At 38.5% G+C, this 18,642-nt stretch carries 15 protein-coding genes; 1 reads left to right on the top strand and 14 read right to left on the bottom strand.

Annotation, left to right across the window (positions count from 1 at the left end):
* Positions 1-56: 56 nt before the first annotated feature.
* Positions 57-1,211: an endonuclease gene (locus tag ACOZIR_RS24750; protein ID WP_340141628.1), complete on the bottom strand. Its 1,155-nt coding sequence runs from the start codon at positions 1,209-1,211 to the stop codon at positions 57-59.
* 287 nt (positions 1,212-1,498) lie between these two features.
* Between ACOZIR_RS24750 and ACOZIR_RS24745 the strand changes: the two genes are divergently transcribed.
* The gene (locus ACOZIR_RS24745) at positions 1,499-1,975 is read left to right on the top strand and encodes a hypothetical protein (protein ID WP_045291994.1); all 477 of its coding nucleotides are present in this window, start codon (positions 1,499-1,501) and stop codon (positions 1,973-1,975) included.
* A gap of 50 nt (positions 1,976-2,025) precedes the next feature.
* On the opposite strand, the gene essA is transcribed toward ACOZIR_RS24745, so the two are convergent.
* The 13 genes from essA to ACOZIR_RS24680 all read right to left on the bottom strand — a co-directional run bounded on the left by essA (position 2,026) and on the right by ACOZIR_RS24680 (position 18,611).
* Positions 2,026-2,523 (bottom strand): type VII secretion protein EssA, encoded by a 498-nt coding sequence (gene essA, locus ACOZIR_RS24740; protein ID WP_071278001.1) that lies wholly within the window; start codon positions 2,521-2,523, stop codon positions 2,026-2,028.
* Entirely contained in the window at positions 2,501-5,719 is a 3,219-nt protein-coding gene (gene esaA / locus ACOZIR_RS24735; RefSeq protein ID WP_421536007.1) for a type VII secretion protein EsaA, read from the bottom strand. The genes essA and esaA overlap by 23 nt, the downstream gene beginning before the upstream one ends.
* The gene (essC, locus tag ACOZIR_RS24730; protein ID WP_421536006.1) at positions 5,716-10,194 is read right to left on the bottom strand and encodes a type VII secretion protein EssC; all 4,479 of its coding nucleotides are present in this window, start codon (positions 10,192-10,194) and stop codon (positions 5,716-5,718) included. The genes esaA and essC overlap by 4 nt, the downstream gene beginning before the upstream one ends.
* Positions 10,195-10,206: 12 nt before the next feature.
* Complete coding sequence (gene essB, locus ACOZIR_RS24725; RefSeq protein ID WP_328120293.1) at positions 10,207-11,511, bottom strand: type VII secretion protein EssB; 1,305 nt, start codon at positions 11,509-11,511, stop codon at positions 10,207-10,209.
* 14 nt (positions 11,512-11,525) lie between these two features.
* Positions 11,526-11,765, bottom strand: coding sequence for an EsaB/YukD family protein (locus tag ACOZIR_RS24720; protein WP_045291999.1), 240 nt, complete (start codon positions 11,763-11,765; stop codon positions 11,526-11,528).
* A 93-nt stretch (positions 11,766-11,858) separates the two neighbouring features.
* The gene (locus tag ACOZIR_RS24715; protein ID WP_013055105.1) at positions 11,859-12,152 is read right to left on the bottom strand and encodes a WXG100 family type VII secretion target; all 294 of its coding nucleotides are present in this window, start codon (positions 12,150-12,152) and stop codon (positions 11,859-11,861) included.
* Positions 12,153-12,521: 369 nt separating this feature from the next.
* Positions 12,522-12,914 carry an SseB family protein gene (locus tag ACOZIR_RS24710; RefSeq protein ID WP_045292000.1) on the bottom strand — a complete coding sequence of 131 codons (393 nt, stop codon included), beginning with the start codon at positions 12,912-12,914 and terminating at the stop codon, positions 12,522-12,524.
* Positions 12,915-12,975: 61 nt separating this feature from the next.
* Positions 12,976-13,575: a WXG100 family type VII secretion target gene (locus tag ACOZIR_RS24705; protein WP_045292001.1), complete on the bottom strand. Its 600-nt coding sequence runs from the start codon at positions 13,573-13,575 to the stop codon at positions 12,976-12,978.
* A 108-nt stretch (positions 13,576-13,683) separates the two neighbouring features.
* Entirely contained in the window at positions 13,684-14,001 is a 318-nt protein-coding gene (locus tag ACOZIR_RS24700; protein WP_013055102.1) for a hypothetical protein, read from the bottom strand.
* A gap of 252 nt (positions 14,002-14,253) precedes the next feature.
* A complete protein-coding gene (locus ACOZIR_RS24695; RefSeq protein WP_045292002.1) occupies positions 14,254-15,459 on the bottom strand; it encodes a DEAD/DEAH box helicase in 1,206 nt (401 codons plus the stop codon).
* 365 nt (positions 15,460-15,824) lie between these two features.
* Entirely contained in the window at positions 15,825-17,132 is a 1,308-nt protein-coding gene (locus tag ACOZIR_RS24690) for an ATP-binding protein (protein ID WP_237758439.1), read from the bottom strand.
* An 80-nt stretch (positions 17,133-17,212) separates the two neighbouring features.
* Entirely contained in the window at positions 17,213-17,965 is a 753-nt protein-coding gene (locus ACOZIR_RS24685; protein ID WP_045292004.1) for an STAS domain-containing protein, read from the bottom strand.
* Positions 17,952-18,611, bottom strand: coding sequence for a cobalamin B12-binding domain-containing protein (locus ACOZIR_RS24680; protein WP_045292005.1), 660 nt, complete (start codon positions 18,609-18,611; stop codon positions 17,952-17,954). The genes ACOZIR_RS24685 and ACOZIR_RS24680 overlap by 14 nt, the downstream gene beginning before the upstream one ends.
* Positions 18,612-18,642: the final 31 nt, after the last annotated feature.

The following is an 18,642-nucleotide window of genomic DNA, read 5'->3' as shown; positions in this document are numbered from 1 at the left end:
TGGTTTTTTCCTTTTTCTTTTATAAAAAAAGACGCCCTGCCAGGACGCCTTCTTTATTAGTTCCAAATCTCGTTTACCCATTCAGGGTGATCAATAAATGGATTGCGGTTATGCTGATAGTCTGAATAAATAATATCATTTCTGCGTCGTTCTCGATCATCTACTGGGTCTTGGGCGTTCCATTGAAGAAGCACAGATAATTTCCCATGATAAGGAGCAGTGCCATTATTCACTGCGTTATTAAGTTCTAAGTCAGGCTCATCACTTACATCGCCTTCATAGCGCACGGCCATATAAAACAGCATACGAGCCACATCACCTTTTACTTCATCTCGAGGTTCCCATGAATCACTGTCAAAATAATTTCCGAGTGCTTCGCTATGTTCCGTCCCTCCGTTATCAAAATCTAAGTTTCCTCTCGTGCCATTTACAGACACATCGGTTGGACGTAAATGATGAAGATCTGTTCCAGGTCCCATAGCTGTTCCAAAATCCCCGTGAGACTTTGCCCAGACGTGCTCACGATTCCAATCGTCCACTCCGCCTCCATTTGTACTCTTAGCCTGTGAACGCCCCGTGTAGAGCAAAATAACGTTATTTGCGTTAGCTGGATCTTCATCCGTTTTCTTTAAAGCTTCCCATACGGCTGAATAAGACAGTTCTGTGTGATGATCAATAATGTTATGAAGCTCTGTCTTTAAGGTATTTCCTGTTTTTCCAGCTGCGGTACGATAATAGTCTTCTGCTGGAACGGTTGGCTCTGTGGGATCTGGCGTCGGATCAGTTCCTCCTGTTTCTGTACTAATAGAAGTAACCGATTTTATTCCTGGGTGTGAAAAATAAGAAGTGAGTGTGCCCGTAACAGTAAGACTTTTCCCTTTTAACTCTGAGTGACTTTGAAGTCCAAATGTACTTCGCAAATTTGAAGGAATTTGAACGTACACCATCTTGTCTGTATTGGTTTCATTTGCACTGTCAGCAAGAGCAAGTGCATAATCGTTTGGGTAATTGCTCGTAATAACTGTAGATGTGCCTGTAGGTTGACCTACTACATATCCTTTAACAGCTTGTACACTGTTGTTTTGATTTTCAAGAGCTTGTGACACAGATAAAGATGCGGCTGCTTGACTAACAGGAGTTAAGCTCACTGCAAGAGCAAAAACAAGCAGGGACATTACCCATGTTTTTTTACACAGAGCATATAATCTCACTTTTTTATTCCTCCTAATGATAGGTTTGAAAACTCGTTTCCTTCCACCTCTTTATATTATTTTTTCACTGTGAATTCCCTGCCTGTTTTTTGTTAAGTTTTATAGTGAAAAAGATGTGTTCTTCTTTACAGTGCCGGCCACTTTATGCGAAGGATTATATTTTTAAAAGTCCACACTGGAAAAAGCATTATGTGTCTTTCTTTATATATGGTATAATCAACCGAATCGTAAAAGAGCTTATACCATTTCAGAAAATGAAATGATTTAAATAGAAATGAGGATTGTCTATGCTTAGTTTTGACGAAAAATTAGCTATTATTTCAGCGTTTCCAGAGCTGCATCGAAAAGATGTATCTTTAGGACGCGTGAATTTTCATTATGAAGAAAGCGTGTACGATAAAACGGTTGTTGTGCATCATCTGCATCCTAACGGAAATGGATTTGTATATGCAGGGTTTTTAAAAGGATATGAAACAAATGACAAAGGTCTTGTGAATATCCGTGATTATACGGAAGAAGAGCTTCGCTCAATTATTGAAGCTTCTATTGAATCTTTGTCTACCCTTCCTGATACAGCTAGAGAAGAAGCTATTGTAGGGAATGGAAATGAACAGCGCTGGAACGGCCCAGATAATGCAACGCTTTTACTTGTTCATGAAGATGACCTGTGGAATATTTATTCTGGCTTGAATTTAGAGGCAGCATTTCTATCTTACGAAGAAGCAGAAGATTATTTGTTTGAAGAAGGCTTCCGCCGCCTATAAATTTACGTCTATACCAAAAAACCTCGCTGTTGATTAACAGCGAGGTTTTTTCATTTTTTCACAGAAGGCTGAGGGCTAATGCGCGGTATTAAAACCGCAAATAATACAACAACCCCCACACCAATCAATAATAAATAAAACCATTGTAGGTCTGATGACTTTTCAGAAGCAGTTTGTTCTGTCCGATCTTTCTTGTAGGAAGTGTTTTTAGAAGAAAACAAGTTATATTCTTTTGCTTTCGCAGAAATCGTATTATCTTCAGCTGATGCGTTCGCAAAAAGACTTTCTTTTAAGCTCTCTTTCTCTGCATCTTCCTCTTTTTCAAATGTAAGATCCTTTATTTCCTCCGGAATATTTCCTACTTCTTTTTTATTTTCTAGCAAAGATTCGGGGTCCAAGTTAATCGGATCATCTTTATATACATTTGGTTTAATCTCTTCAACGTTTCCGTCATCGGCTTCAGCCGATGCTGCTATGGGAAAACAAAGAAGTGAAAAAATAAGAACAATACTTCCAATCTTCCTATTAAGCACTATAGGTTTCATCATTTTCAACCTCTTTAGTCGTCTTTAAAGCACGAATAATAGATGGCAGAACGCTTAAAACAGCAGTCATCCCCAGTAATACAATAAGCGCCTGTCCAAACAGAGACTGCGTATCATATTGAATGGACATATATACTTTAGATACTGGATCTTCGTAATTAAAGTTTGGCATAGATAAGTTAAGAAGCGGGGTAATATAAAATAAAATCAACCCTACTGTCGTCACCCATCCAGCGAAGCTTCCTAATAAGAAAGCAATACGTACGAGTGTAGATGAAGCAAGCAATAAGACAATCGTAAAGATTGACCATTCCATTGCCCTGTCTCCCGATAACGAATAAATATTAAGGCTAAAGATACTTACCATTAACCCTACAATCAAATTCAATAATCCAAACAGCGTACCTTTTACAAGCATAGGTGCATGTCGATAGTATTGACTGAAATAGCCAATTAGTAAGCTGCTGATTAAGATAATAACCAAAATGACAACCGGTGGAACCTCTTTTACTTTTTCAGCCGGCACTTCACCGCTTACTTGAAGAGGATTCGCTAAATAATGATAAACGTAATCATTATTCTGTCCATCTACTAATGTATTATTTAACAAACGGTATACCTGGCCGCGTACCAATTTCGTTGAATCCACGTTTTGGGCCCATTTGCTGTTAAGCGTGTCAGCTTTATCCTGGACTTCATTTACACGCTTCTGCAATTCATCTGTGTATGTGACAACATTAGCTTGTCTTTCACCTAAAGATGAAATGAGTTCGTTCATTCCCTTCAACTCTTGACCCATGCTTTGCTGCAGCGTCATTAAGCCTGTTACGTCCGGAGCTTCTTTCTTTTCTAATACTTGATCTTCACCTGCGCTAGATTGAAGCTCTTGATTCATTACATTTGCTTTTTCTTGAATAGCTGATAGCTCTTCCATAATAGATGCTTGTTCAGCATCAACTGTTTGTCCATATTGATCAGCAAAATCTTGCACTGAACTTTGAAACTGTGCTAACTCTTCTTTTGTTAAAGACAGGTTTTGTTGGATTTGCTTACGCGGGTCTTGAGAAGAGACGGTTCCAGCTAACGCCTGCTGCAAACTTCCTTTAATAGAGTCATTGTTAAGGACGCTGTTCTGTATGTCTGTATTTCCTACTTGAGCTAAAGTCAAATCATACTGCGATAAATCACCGTAGTACTTTAGCAGATCTTCTGCACTGCTGGTTTTAATCTTACCTGAGAATGTATTGCTCAGCTTTTCCTTTCGAGAAGCTGAAAGATTTGGAGAAGATAAGATTTTATCTTCTTTGTTTGTAATCATCGTAATGAGATTCTCTACATCCACACTACCTTTAGAAGGCTTTTTGCCGCCTTCTTTCAACTTTTCATTCTCTTTTTTTAATCGTTCATTTTCTTCTTGAAGCTTAGCAATTTGACTGCTCGACGACTTGGTTGCTTCTTCTAAGTCTTTCTCTGCTTTGTTTTTCTGTGCTGTCAAAGACTCAACGTCTGCTTCCAAGCTGGCAATTTTCTGCTTCAGCGCATCCGTATTTTCTCCTGAAGTTTCAGGCTGAACGGTTACATTTTGCAGCTCATCTTTGACTGCCTGTACCTGTGTTTTCAGATTAGCTACTTTTTCAAGCGCACTTTTCACAGCATTGGATGTACCTGATGTGTCCGGTGTTTCAGTCGTTTCTGGCGTTTCTGGTCCCTCAGGTGTCTTAGGCGCTTCAGGTGTCTCAGGCGCTTCAGGTGTCTCAGGCGCTTCAGGTGTCTCAGGCGCTTCAGGTGTTTCATTTACCATTCCTTGGAGCTGCTGTTCTAAGTCTTCAAGCCCTTTTGATATATCATCAAGCTTTGCTGTTTGCTGAGATAAATCCACTTGAATTGGTTCTGACGTTCCTTCGCCTTGACCGGAATCTGGCTGAGTTCCATCATCTTCTCCAGGATCCGTCGGCGTCTCTCCACCTTGATTAGGATCTGGCTGAGTTCCGTCACCTTTCCCAGGGTCCGTTGGCGCCTCTCCGCCTTGATTAGGGTCTGGCTGAGTTCCATCACTTTCTCCTGGATTCGTTGAGTCTCCGCCACCCTCATTTGATGAAGCTGTCTCTAGCTGCGCACGAAGCGGCTTTAGCTTACTTTCAATTTGGTTTAGGGTTGTTTGCTCAGACTGCTGTTTGTATGAACTGACTATTTGGCCGTTCAAATCTTGCAGAGCTTTTTCTTGTTCACTGACGTTATCCGCTTGTTGATCTCCAAGTTCTCCAACGGCTTTTTGATTTTCATCCAGCTGCTGTTGAATGGAAGATAAGCCACTAAACACTTGATTGGCCTGCTCATTAAAATTTTGCTTAGAGCTTGGCTGATTAGATTCAAGGGAAGACAACCCTTGTTGAATCGCAGCGACGCTTTGAGCCTGCGTTTTTTCAAGCATTTGTTTTTGTGTTTCTTGATATGTTTGATATTGATCTACATATTCAATGAAGCTGTTTAAATTCTTTTCAACCTGTTCTACGTCGCCTTGTCTATCGCTAGAACCTTTTTCTGCTTTATTTACATTATCTTGGATTTGCTGAAGAATTTTCTTTTGATCATTTAATTCACCTGCTAAATCTTTTGAATTCGGTTTATAAAAAGCGACCATTGTTTTTTGAAAGGCGATTTCTTTATTTAGAATTTTATCGAACTGTCCGCGTACCTTATCTACTTCCTGTGATACATAACTCCAGTACAAAGAGGACATTTCATTATTAACCTTTGTAGTAGCATCTTCTAATTCCCCTACTACTTTTTCCTTATTAACTGCGTTAAGCTGACTTTGAACTTTGTATTCCAAAGTGGCTTTTTCTGGCTTTTTTTCCTGATACGATAAAATATTTTGTGAGAAAGTCGAGGGAATATAGATAACCGCATCATATTTCCCATTCTGTAAACCGCTTGTAGCTGCGCTTCGTCCAAGCACGGTCCATTGATAATCCGACCCCTCCTGTAAAAGAGGAGTCACTTTTTCTCCAAATTCTATCGCTTTTTCACTGTTTTCTTTTACTCCATTATCTTCGTTAACAACCGCAATCGTTCTTGTTGAGTTTTCTGTGACTTGCAGCGGGTTGTCTCCAATATACTGGAAAAAGAAAGAAGGAAGAGCCAAAATTAAAACAACAGCTAATATGACTTTAAGTGTATACTTACGCTGTTCGGTCATGTTAAGATCTTCCTTTCACTTACACATAGCGGGATTTGAATTCTTGTTTCTTTTCCACTTTTAATATAATAACCGAAGCCAGGATTAACGTCGGCTTCTTTTCGGTCATAAGGAAGCGTAAATAAGCTTTGCTCTGTTTTCTTCATCAACAACACGGCTTGGCCAATTTGCTTCACTTCTGTTGTTAACGCGTCAAATCCTTTTGAAAACTCATTGTTGTTCCCTGCAACAATCAAGTTAAAGCCCAGGTGGCTATAATTTTTCATCAATTTTGTAATGCGATCCTGCAAGACGCTGTCTAAGTTTTGCTGGAATCGTACAAATCCGTCTACTACAAGCATGATCGGGGCAAATGAAAGGCTGTGTACTGTTCCTTCCTGCACTGCTTCCAAATACTTATTTTCACGTCGCTGCAATCGTTCTTCGGTTAGGTCAAGCCAGTCGACGATTTGTTCTTTTGTTTCCATGTAAACAACTTGCTCTTCAGCTGCATAGCTTGATAAACCACGGTCAACCGAATCAAATAGTCCGATTTGCTTCACACCTTGTTCAAGCGCTGTTTGCAGTATGACTTTCACTACATTTGTCTTTCCTTTTTGCGTCTGCCCCATGACGATGCAATGCTTATTTTTCGTAAAGTTCATATGCACCGGTCGAACAAACTCTTCATCTAACCCAAGAGGAATAACTCCTTTTTCCCGAATAACTCTTCTGTCCGTCATAAACTCGGCAAGTACAAGTTTCGATGATAGCATTGGCACCGGCTCCGGAAGAATAGCATCAGCATATTGATTCTTTAATCGTTGAATGTGCAGCTTAACTGCATCAAAAATTTCAAAATCATCTTTTCCTTCCGCAGGTAAAAACAGCTGAGCAAAATAAGGTTGATCCGTTTTGATAATAGCCCGGCCTGGAATAGACTCTAGCGCATACGGCGTACGTCCTAAAATAGAATACGCTTCTGAATGATCCATTAAATAATGAACCACTTTCGTTTTCAAGTTATTCATAAGTGACTGACGAATAGAATTCACGCGCGTCGCGGTAAAGATCATATAAATTCCTAAAGACTGGCCGTCACGCACAAGCTGTGTGAACTGCATTTCTAGATCTTGCATTTCTTCTTTGACCAGATCAAAATTATCAATTGTGATGAAAATTAGAGGAAGCTCTTCTGAACTTAGAGCATTATACATTTTGATATTGCTAACTTCCTGCTGTTGAAATAACTGCTTTCGCCTTGCGATTTCTTGTTTGATAATCGTCATGAATTTTTCGATTTTACGCATTTGATCCATTAAGAAATAGTCTGCCGTATGAGGCAGCTGACGAAGCGGCAGCAGCGTACCGTTTCCAAAGTCAAAAATGTAATAATGAAGCTGCTCCGGGCTCTGTCTTTCAGCTAGACTAAGAAGCAACATCATGACTGTAAACGATTTACCATATCCTGACGAACCAAATATACCAATGTTCCCATCGTCCATCAGCTGATAGTTATATACCGTTTGACTTTGCTTTTCAGGTTCATCAATCAAGCCAATTGGGAATACGCCGTCTCGCTTCTCTTTGTACTCACTGCGAAGCAATCTCTCTTTAAGAGGGGGCAGCCATGGACTATTTAATTTTTTGATACCTAGTTCCCGCTGCGTTTGTTCGATTTTTTGCACCACAACATCAATTTCTGCTTCCGCTTGTTTAGATGACGTCTGCTGAGTAGATACATCAGATAAAGGAATCAACCCGAGATCCGTTACAATGGCTACTTCATCTTCAGCTCCATACGTATCTTCCATGTACGGCGCGCCGCTCCAAGCTGACTGAAACAGTTCATACACTTCATTATTTCCAACCTGCAGATAGCCTCGACCCGTCACCGTAATAGAAGCAGCGTCTGCATTTTTTAAGATTTCTTTACTATCAGCGGCATCTTGGACTTTTAACGCTACTTTAAAGCGCGCATTACTCCAAATTTGATCGTCAATAACACCGCCTGGCTTTTGTGTTGCTAAAATTAAATGAACGCCTAGACTGCGTCCAATTCGCGCCGCGCTGACTAATTCGCGAATGAACTCTGGTTCTTCACTTTTTAACTCAGCAAATTCATCCGAGATTAAGAATAAGTGAGGCAGAGGTTCTTCTGCCATACCTTGCTTATATAAATCTGTATAATCATTAATATGATTGACTTCATATCTATCAAACAAGCGTTGGCGTCGCTTTAATTCACTTTTAATAGAAGCTAAGGCTCTTGTACTAAAATTCTTACTTCCTTCAATATTTGTAATGGTTCCAAGCAGGTGAGGCATGTTTTTAAACGGCTGAGCCATTCCTCCCCCTTTATAGTCAATCAGTAAAAATGCGACTTCATGGGGGTGGAAATTCACCGCTAGAGAAAGAATGTACGTTTGTAAAAATTCACTTTTCCCTGACCCCGTCGTACCTGCAAGTAATCCATGAGGGCCGTGAGCTTTTTCGTGAAGATTTAGTTCCACAATATCTTCTTTTCCTTTTAAACCAATTGGAACGGCTAGCGACTTAGCTGATTCATTGCTGTGCCACCTTTGCACGATATCCAGCTCACCAATTTCTCTTGCTTTAAATAATTCTAAGAATGAAACGCTATTTGGAATTGAGTTGGTCATGCCAACTTGGTGATCCAATGTCCGCAGCATCCTTGCAAATCTTTCATTATAATCAAGCGTGTGTTTATCAAGCTGAAATGGAATATTCACAGCTTTTTGCTTTTGAATTAATATATCCCCCTCGGATTCGTTAATATAACGAACGAGTGTGTGAACATGCTCCGTTAAGCTTTCTTTCGTCTCTGCCGCAAATATTGTAGAGAACCCAAGATGAGGGTGATACCCTTCTAAATACTCTAAGATAACGTGATCCGCAATTAACTGCTGATTCGTAATAATAAAAACAAAGTGCGGCAAGAAAATCCCTTCCCCTTTTGCTTCATCCAAGTCGCGTTCTCTCAGCATTTCATAAATAGAAGATAAAAGCTGATCTCTCGTTTGTTCATTATAAATGAAACCTTTCGCAAAAGAATGGGGCAGCTGAAAATGAGGAAGCCATTTCATCCATTCCCACTCTTGATATTCTTCTTCATCAAAAATGAATACGAATCTCACATCATGATAACTGTGGGAGAATGCCAGCTGTCCTACAAGCTGATGCAGTTCATTCTTCACCGTTTTCATCTTTCCTACCAGACCGATAGAGCCTAAACCTAAATGAGCGGTAACAGGGGCATTTTTGACTTCTCGATAGACCTTTTCCATGTGCTGAGACTGCTCAAGCAAATCATCAATTTCTCGATTAGCCATATCTCCGCTATTTAAAGAAATTTGATAGCTTCCAGGAACTGTTCCTTTTCCAAGACGCACCTGTAAGAAATCACTGCTTTCCACAGTTCGTTCCCAAATTCGATCGGAAATCTGTTCTGTTAAATATTTCATTCGTTCAAACGTAGGACAATGATAAGATAATACATCTCGTTGAACTGATGCTAGTTCTTGTAATTCCTCGCGCTTGTTTTCTAAGTACTTTGTATAAATTCGACGACGGCGCTCTTGACGCTTCTTGCGCTGTTTTTTATCTTTGAAATATTGAACGGTAGATACAATCAGCGTGGTCGTAAACATCATGACAGATATAATAATAAAAATTCCCCTGGGCTGAATAATCGATACCGTACCCATGACTAAAAGCATGACTAATGGCGGTAAAATGGTAAGCCATAAGCTTCGGTTATTTTCATCATTGTCTTGAGACGGAAAGGACAAGCTGACCTTATCATTAGGCAAATCATATATCATGCGCGGTGTCCGTCTATAAACCGGGTACTTCTTTTTCATTTCAGAAATAGGTTGTGCCGTAGCTGGAAGCTTAGATGCATAATCATAGTAGCTTTGAATCTTCAGCAAATCTTTTTCGATCAATTGAATCGTCATAGAAGACCATAAAATAAGATCTCCGGGCTGAAGGTTCCTATTCTCTTCTATTCGGTGTCCATTAAGATAAAGCCGTTCTTGGTTATAAAAGACCTTCCACTTCCCGTTTATCTTTGATAAGTAAAATCCTTCTTTTGGCTCTACTACATACTTTTCTTTCTGCTGATACACATCAGCTGCTTCATCACTTGTGGAAAACGAGACTTCTGATCCGTAATCAATATAATAGACAGCTTCTTTAACAGCCGTCTCTGTAAGGGCAAAGGTTAAAGCCTGTCCTTGTTCTCGCCATACAAACGACTCAGAAACAGATAGCTCTGCTATCCTTTCTTCTCCGTAGGAAATCAAGAGCCGGCCGTTCTTTTCAGATGACAGCGTCATTTGCCCTTTCTCAAACGGATAGGAAAAAGTAAACGTTTGATGCTGAGTGTTTCCAACCGTTGCTTGGCGAAAGGTTTTAAAATCTATAGGCAGCTGCTGATACGTTTGCCCACTAACTATCCAAAGCATATTCATACAACTACCTCCCTACTTCGATTGATCTTCCTGCTGTTTTTTCTGCTCTTCTTGTTTCTTCTTCTCGGCTTCTGCAGCTTTCTGTTCTTCTTCCTGCTGCTTGGCCGCCTGTGCTTCCTCAGTCTGTTTCTCTTCTTGCTGCTTGGCTGCTTCCGCTTCTTGCTGATCATTTTCCTTCTTAAATTCTTCAAGTTCATTCGCTACTTTATCAAGCTCTTCTTGCTTTTTATCAGCCGCTAAATCGTTGTCTGTCTTTAGCTGACCTTCGTATTTCATTAGTGCATAAATAATTAACGAGCGTTCTTCTAACAACCTGCTAACTTCTAGCGCTTTTTTGTTGTCTCCTCGGCCAATGTAAAACCAATAGGCAAAGTACTGAGGATCTGACTGAAGCGTAATAGTCTTTAAAGCATTTGCTTTTTGCTCCTCTCCTAACTTTTCATTAACAAGATAGGAAGTTGCTATTTCGTATTGCACAATTTTAGGCATGCTTTCGATATCGTAATCTTCAAGTGTATCGACTACTTTGCTGTAGTTTTTTTCAAGAAAGTATTCGTTGCTTTCTACAAATGCTTCTTGTTTCGGCTGAGCAAAAAAGTAAGAATAAAAAGTATAAATAAGAGCTGGAATTAATAAGACAAGTATACCGACAGACGAAAACTTAAAAATGGTCCAGCGCTTTTGAGGAAGTTGAACAAGTGTCTTTTGATGTTTTTCAATTTGGGTTAGCTTATGCTGAACAAATTGACTCAACTCTTCCTCATTGCTGATATGCATTATTTTTTTAGCGTCTTCTTTTAATTGCAAGGTCTCGTATAACTTAAAGTACTGTTCAAATGTATGCGATGAGTCAACGGCCGCTGCTATCGTAGCCTTTAACTCCTGAAAGCTTTGTTCCTCGTTAGGCTCATAAGGAGGTAAACTTTCTTTCACTCCATAATGTAAAAAAGCAGAACCTAAACTTTTATCAAAAATGATATTTTCTGGACAAATCAACAAATGCAGCCTTGAAAAAGAATGCTGCTTTACCTTTTTGATAAGCTGATCTGCAAACAGCCACTTTTGCTGTTCTTCTTTTCCCCTTAATGCTGTAAAAGGTTGAAATTCAGAGGTAGGCTTAATTGTTATTTTAAGTTCATCATCGCTCATCATGATTTCTTTTTGAAAAGCCGTGTTTACATCCTTTAACATTTCAATTTCAATAGAACGATCAAGTCTAATTTTTTCTTTTTGAAAAACAAACGTATACTCATTACTATGACGTGTCATTACAGCTTCGAGCTGTTCTTCTAAGTAAGTCGGTTTCTTCTCTGACATTCTAATAGACTCCTTTAGAGAATTTCGATACAATCACCTGTGGTAATTCCGCAGTTAATCATCGTCTCATTTCCCGAGAAAATAAGATTTTTATTTGAAATACGTATCCACGCACCGTCCTTTGGTGATTGAGTAATCTTTTTAGCTTGCCAAACGATCTCGACTACTTTTTTGATTGAATGATAGTTTGATAGTCGCAAATCGAACCGATCACCTGTATAGTGCTTTAAGTCTACTGTTACTTCTATATACATAGGGTTTCATCACCTCAAAACATAGAAAAAGCGCCTTCATCTTTTGAGAATGGGGCGCTCCTTTTATTACTTCACTTAGATTATTAGATGAAGTTAACCGCGGATTTGGCTAGCGATTTGGTTATCTGTATCTTCAAGAACATTTGCAGAGTCGTCTAATTGCTTAGCGATTTTTGTAAGTAGGTTAGACATTTCAACGAAAGAAGGTTTTAATTCTTCGTATTGAGCAGCAAACGCTTCGCTTGAAGCACCTTCCCACATATCTTGAAGTTGATTTTTCATTGTATCAAGACGGCTTACTAATTCTTGAACTTGACCGCTTTCGTTAGTATAGCGACCTGCCATGTCGCGAAGCTCTGCTGGTGTTACGCGAATAATTCCTGACATACATATCTCTCCTTCGGTTTATATATTTACTATTATTGTAAGAAACTCTAGTGATAAGGTCAAAGGTTACTTGCAAAAGCCTCCAAAAATGAGAATATGTATCTACAAATACCCCTAAAAAATGCAAATAAAACCTGAACAACCAAGATTTTGTTCTCATTTAAACCTTTTCCATCTGATCTATAGGTACCTATTTAAAGGAAAATAAAAACTATAAGACTATTAAATTACATTTCTTCTCATTATCTATAGAACTATTTACCAGTAATAAAAAAGCAGCAGCCTGTTTAAGGCCCTGCCTATATATATCCTATTTATTTAAGATTCAGACATGCTTGGAAAAAGCATATGCGCTTGTTATCGCCTTGGCTACTGCTTAAAATAATTTTGATCTTCTTTTAACATTCTTATTTCTTCCGGGATGAATAATTTTGAGAGAGGCGTGTCAGGATTAAGTAATATCGCTATTTCTTCATTTAATACAGGCAGCATATCCTTAAATGATACGCATACGGTCTTTTCATCTTTTAGCATCTGTTCAATCGGATATTTTGACGAAAAAACAGGTAAATATCGATACGCCGCACTTTTCATCGTCTGAACGTAGTGGTCTGCAATTAATATATCTGATGCTACATGCTCTGAGCTAACAACTAGCCATAAATTGCTATTCATTAAAGTTTTATAAAATTGAGCAATTTTTTTATTATCTTTCATTGCTTCAATTAACGATTTTTCTAATAAGTTAAATGTATACTTCATTGCTGAGACAACCCTGTAAGGAACTGTAGCATTTCACTTCCAGCGCCATCATATACTTCATTCATTCTCTCTTCACTTCCTCTGTGCTGTCACTAAACATAATGTTTGAAGAATTCATCTCCTGACTTAAAATGCCCAATCCCATTTGAATAACGCCATAAGTAAAAAATTCCGTTCGACTGCATGTAGAACCATTCACTACTTTTTCTTCCCAAGACATAGAAAGCGAATTCCACATAACATTAAGAGTACCTAGAGGTTTTTCAATCGTTCTATGCATATTGTCATACGTATTCCATTCTTTTAAGTTCTTTATGTCATTCCACGTATCTTGTGAATGGGCGCTCCCATCACTCCATACGCTCGACCAAAACTCCGTCCAGCCTGAAGAGCCTTCTAGCTCTCCATCTGCTTTTCTCATTTGCTCTGCAGTGTCTTTTACTAATAAATGTGCATTTTCCGTTAGCGAATCAAGTTTGCGAATCATATGCTGTAACTCTTCCTGCAAGTCCAGCACTTTATCAATATCTGCAACAGACAAGAAATGTAGATTTGTAGCTTCCCAGCTTAGTTTTTGAAGTGCATCAGCGGTCTGTGAATGAGACTGCTGAATTCGCTCTGCAAATGTCTGCAGCACTTCTGGATTTACTTTTATCTCCATGTATGTCCGTCCCCCTATCTCTTGTAAGCCTTCAGTCATCATCCAAACATTTTTAAGCCTATACGGAAAGACTCACTTTCTAAAGGAGTGAGTCGATAATGTTATTTATTACGCCGATGCTAACTCTCTTAATCGTGAAATTTCTAAGCGTAAAGTTTGAAACAATTCATCCCTTACGTCGTACAGATGAAAAGTGGATTGCGTAATATCATTATAAATATCCTCATATGAGCTCTTAGAACGCCCTGACCAATCTGACGCATATTGTTGGTGCGAATTTTGAAACAGATAGATACCTTCTTCAAGAAATTCCATGATACGTTGAACTTCATGTAAATATGATTCTAATTGATCTGCATCTCGACTATATTCTTTGCTTTTTCTTCTTCGCTCTATGTCGTCAAAGAGATCATCAATTGCATCCATAAAATGTCCCCACGTCCTTCTTCCTCTTTTATTAGAAGTCTCTTAAAGTAATGTTAAAATAAGGTTACAAAAAACAAAATCCATCATTCAAACTATTTTCATACCTAGGAAAAAATATCTACATTTCTCTTTTTTTACTTATTTATACAGGTGAAATAGAGAAAATAAACAACGCCAGGCTGCTGTAATAAAGCAGTAGACGTTGCTTTTTAGGTTGTGACACTGCTGTTGTAAAAAGGCAGAATACCTAGTTTACATTCGACCTTTTTGTTTCTTTTTCTTGTTAAATGGCTTTTTTGAAGGTTTTTTAGCTGTACGAGACTGCTCTTTTGTTCCTTCATCGACGATTTCGCCCATATAAAGCTCTTTTTTCGCTAATGTAAGTTGAAGTTCACGTGCGATTTGTTTTAAGTTTCGCTCTTCTCGTTCAGTGACAAGAGAAATGACTGTACCTTCTGCTCCCGATCTTCCTGTTCTACCTGAGCGATGTACGTATTGATCTGCATCTTGAGGAACATCGATGTGAATTACATGCGTCAATCCCTTAATGTCCAATCCTCTAGCTGCGACATCCGTTGCTAATAAGACAGGGAAATCTCCTTTTCGAAACCCTTTAATCGTCGTAGCACGATCTTCTTTTTTCGTTTCACTGTGTAAAGAGCCTGCTTCTACACGCTTAAATGTTAATTTTTCTTCAAACTCGATCAGAGTATCGATCCCTTTAAAAAAGGCTAAAGCTTTCATTTGTTCTTGACGAACTAGTTTTCTAAGCACGTCCACTTTATCTCTAGCTTCACTTTTAATGTATACATGCTCTACCTTCGAAGCTGGGAGTTCATCTCTTCCTACCTCTATTTCAAGAGGGTGGTTCATCATGTCTTTCGCCAGCGATTTGGTACGTTCTGATACAGTAGCTGAGAAGACTAGGATTTGACGATCACTTAACGCCATTTTTACAATCTGTTGAACCGTTTGAACATGCTCAGGTACAAACAATTGATCCGCTTCATCAATCACAATTGTTTTGACTTCGTGCATTTTTAATTTCTTCATTTTAATTAATTCGTTCAAACGTCCTGGCGTACCAACAATGATATTAGGACGTTTTTTGAGTTTTTCTAATTGCCGTTTCATATTTGCTCCGCCAATAAACGCAGCGCTTGAAATACCGCTTCCCTGTGACCAAGTTTGAATTTCACCGTGAATTTGCATAACCAATTCATGGGAAGATGCTAAAATAACCGCTTGAATATGAGATGGTCCCGGCTGAATGCGATGTAAGACAGGCAACAAATATGCCAGTGTCTTTCCTGTTCCCGTTGGGGATTCTCCTATTACATCTTTATTAGCTAAAATCTCTGAAATAGCTTTCGTTTGAATGGCAGTAGGCTCATTGAACCCTGCTTTTTTCCACGCCTCTTGTAAAAAAGGCTGTAAAGTCTCTATAAACTGGCCCATATCTATCTCCTTTTCCATGCTTTTCTCGATATTATAAACGATTTTTTTCATTTCAATTAAACGAATGTATCAGTGGCCATGTGCGTTAATACTGACCTTAATTTCTATTTATAAATAAACCTTCCTTATCCCAAGGGACCCCGTCAATCCGTCAGTAGAAAAATCGGTTGTGGCCTTAACTTTTCTACATCAATATACATAGCTTCAACTATGATACACTATTGCTTCTATAGAAAACAATATGATCCTCTTTATTATGGACGAAAACTTGTATAAGAAGGAGGTTTTATGCCCTATATGGATCCGGACGCAAAGGGCTCAGCTGCTTACTTCCTCTTTTTCAAGAAAACAGCCGCCTCTCTGAACTACGAGAAGCGGCTGTTTCGTTCTATAATTGGCATATCAATAGTAACCGTTGTCCCTTTTCCTTTACCGCTTTTAAAATGCATGGTACCTTGATGACGCTCCATGATTTTGTAACACACGGCCAGCCCTAAGCCGGTGCCAGCTTCTTTTGTAGAATAAAACGGCGTCCCTACTTGTTCAATCCTCTCTTGGCTCATTCCGATTCCATTGTCTTCAAAGTGAATCAATGCTCGTGTATCTTTTTCTTCAACTGTTATTGTAATATGACCTTTCTCAATAATAGCTTCTACACCGTTTTTGATCACATTGATGAACACTTGTTTCAACTGATTTGCATCAGCCGAAACATAAATAGGTCTTTTGGCTGTTTCTTTCAATAAAATAGAAACATTATTTAAATTGGCCTGCGCTTCCATTAGCGTAATAACTTGCTTTAAAATCTCGCATAAATTGGTCTTTTCAAAAGATACATGCTGCTTTTTTCCAAGAATGAGCATTTCACTGGAGATTAAGTTGATGCGGTCGATTTCAGACATCATGATATCTAAATATGTGTCATTTGTTTCCTTAGAGGCTTGCATAACCTGTACAAAACCTTTTAAAGAAGTAAGCGGGTTTCTAATTTCATGTGCTACGGCACCTGCCATTTGGCCAATAACCGACATTTTTTCCGAGGTTATCATAAGCTCTTCATCTTGACGGTATGTAGTAATATCGCGTGCAATCATAAATACACCTACTACCTGCTTATGAACGATAATGGGAAGCAAAGAACACCTAAGCAACCGTCTTTCTCGCTTTCTATTGATAACATTCATTTCGAACTTAGCACCTTTACCATTTAGCACTTCTTTAAAATACTCTTTACACATATCAAACTCTTCAGCTGCGATAAGAGCTGAAGGTTTCATCTTTTGCAATTCTTCACTGGAGTATCCTACGATTGCTTCACCTTCTGGATTAGCAAGAAGAACTTCACCCGTTTTACTTATTTCAAAAACGCCATCAGGATTGTGTTTGAACAAAGATTGATAGTGCTGATTGCTCGTTTGAAGTTCATGTTCTTTCACTACAAGCTCTTGCTGGGACTCCACTAGTTTATAAGCTCTCCTATATACCAACCCATACAAAATAATCCCCGTAGCTAAAATAAAAAACCAACCTTTGTATTGTTGAAAAAAAATATATACTTCAAAACGACCTTGCGCTAATGTTCTAGATATATTATCAGATATCAAGATCCATACAGCGCCAATAATGATATATATAATTGAAATTCTTAAAGCTACTTTACGCGCGTGTTTCACCAAATTTTAATCACCTGTTTATCAGTATTGATCCCCTGTCTTATTGCCTTTATATGAAGTGTTCACTTTTTGTAGCCATTTCATGCCGTTGTAAAAAATTGATGAATGGCCTGACCTAGGTTACTAATAGATTTTACATTTGCTTGAAAATGATACTGGTGAAGCCATTGACTATGATCGGGTGTCACACCTGTTAAATAAATCTGTACGCCCATTAGCTGAAATTCCCATATTAAATGTTCTAGGGCTGCAACACCTCGTTCATCAATTTGACCTATTCCATTAAAGTCAATGATAACTCGATCAACCGTTTCCTCATCTATTTGTCTGAGCAGCCGATGTTCATTTTTCATGATGACTTCCTCAAATAAATCGCCAAACAGAGGTATAAGCACCATGTTATTCGATAAATGAATAAACGGTCCCGACAGCTCTATAACTCGGTTCATGGCCTTTTCTAATCGCTCTTTTTGCAGCAGCAGTTCTAAGTCAGTTTCAGATAAACGCGCTGTATGTTGTTCGATTTTTTCTGAGAGAATTCTAATTTGAGAATCTTCCTCTACACATATTACATGCGCCTTATCTTGCTCCCATTTGCAATTCACTGTATAAAGAGACATCTTAGCTTTACGCGAATGCATGACTAATTCTGTTTTTATTTTTTCCTTCTTCCCTAATCGTTTTCTAGCTTTGTTCTGACTATCTTCGTCAACAATTTCTAAAAAATGTTGAACCTCTCCGAATAAAGCGGCTGCTTCATCAGATTGCGCTAGAATATTCATTTCCTCATCCATAATAAAAACAGGAAGCGGAGCATATTTAATAGTCGACAACCTTAATCCCCCTAATTGATTGATAATGAAAAAGTTCTTTCAACTCCTCTAGCTGTGCAATAAATCGAACTTGATTCGTTTGAACAAGAGGAAACTTATAGTTTGAAACTACTCGGCCTCCAACTAAAATAAGCGGCTGATGTTTGGTCTTTTGTAATCCTTCTATATATTCGTTTGCTTTTTCTATATGATGAGTTAAACTGAACGAGATTCCTACTAAATCAGGTTTCCATTGTTCAACAGCGTGCGTTGCATGTAAAAGCGGAGAATCTGCTCCTAAAAGTTTCGTCTGCCATCCGTGCTCCTCAAAGAGAATGGCAATCATTTTTAAACCTAAAAAATGCTGTTCATTTTCTATACACAAAAACAGACCTTTTTTTTCATTTTTAATAACTTCTTGTCTTATACACAATTGATAGCGTGACAAAACATAGTCACAGGTAGTAGTAGCTAAATGTTCATCAGCCACTGAAATTTCATCTTCTTCCCACATCATACCGATTTGAGCCATTGATACTGAAATGAATTGCTGAAAAATATAAAATGTGTCGAAACCCTGCTGTCTTTTTTTCCACACAATATTCCAAGCTTCATCTTGATTCCCTGATAACAGTAGTTTAGTCAAGCGTTCTATGCTTTCAATCAAGAAACCACCTCTTTTCAGTCAAACGACTTGT

The organism is Priestia sp. D3YE.R1, from assembly GCF_049199565.1.
GTDB classification, from domain to species: domain Bacteria; phylum Bacillota; class Bacilli; order Bacillales; family Bacillaceae_H; genus Priestia; species Priestia aryabhattai.
The sequence above is the reverse complement of the archived record's forward strand: the minus strand, read 5'-3'. Positions and strand labels throughout refer to the sequence as shown.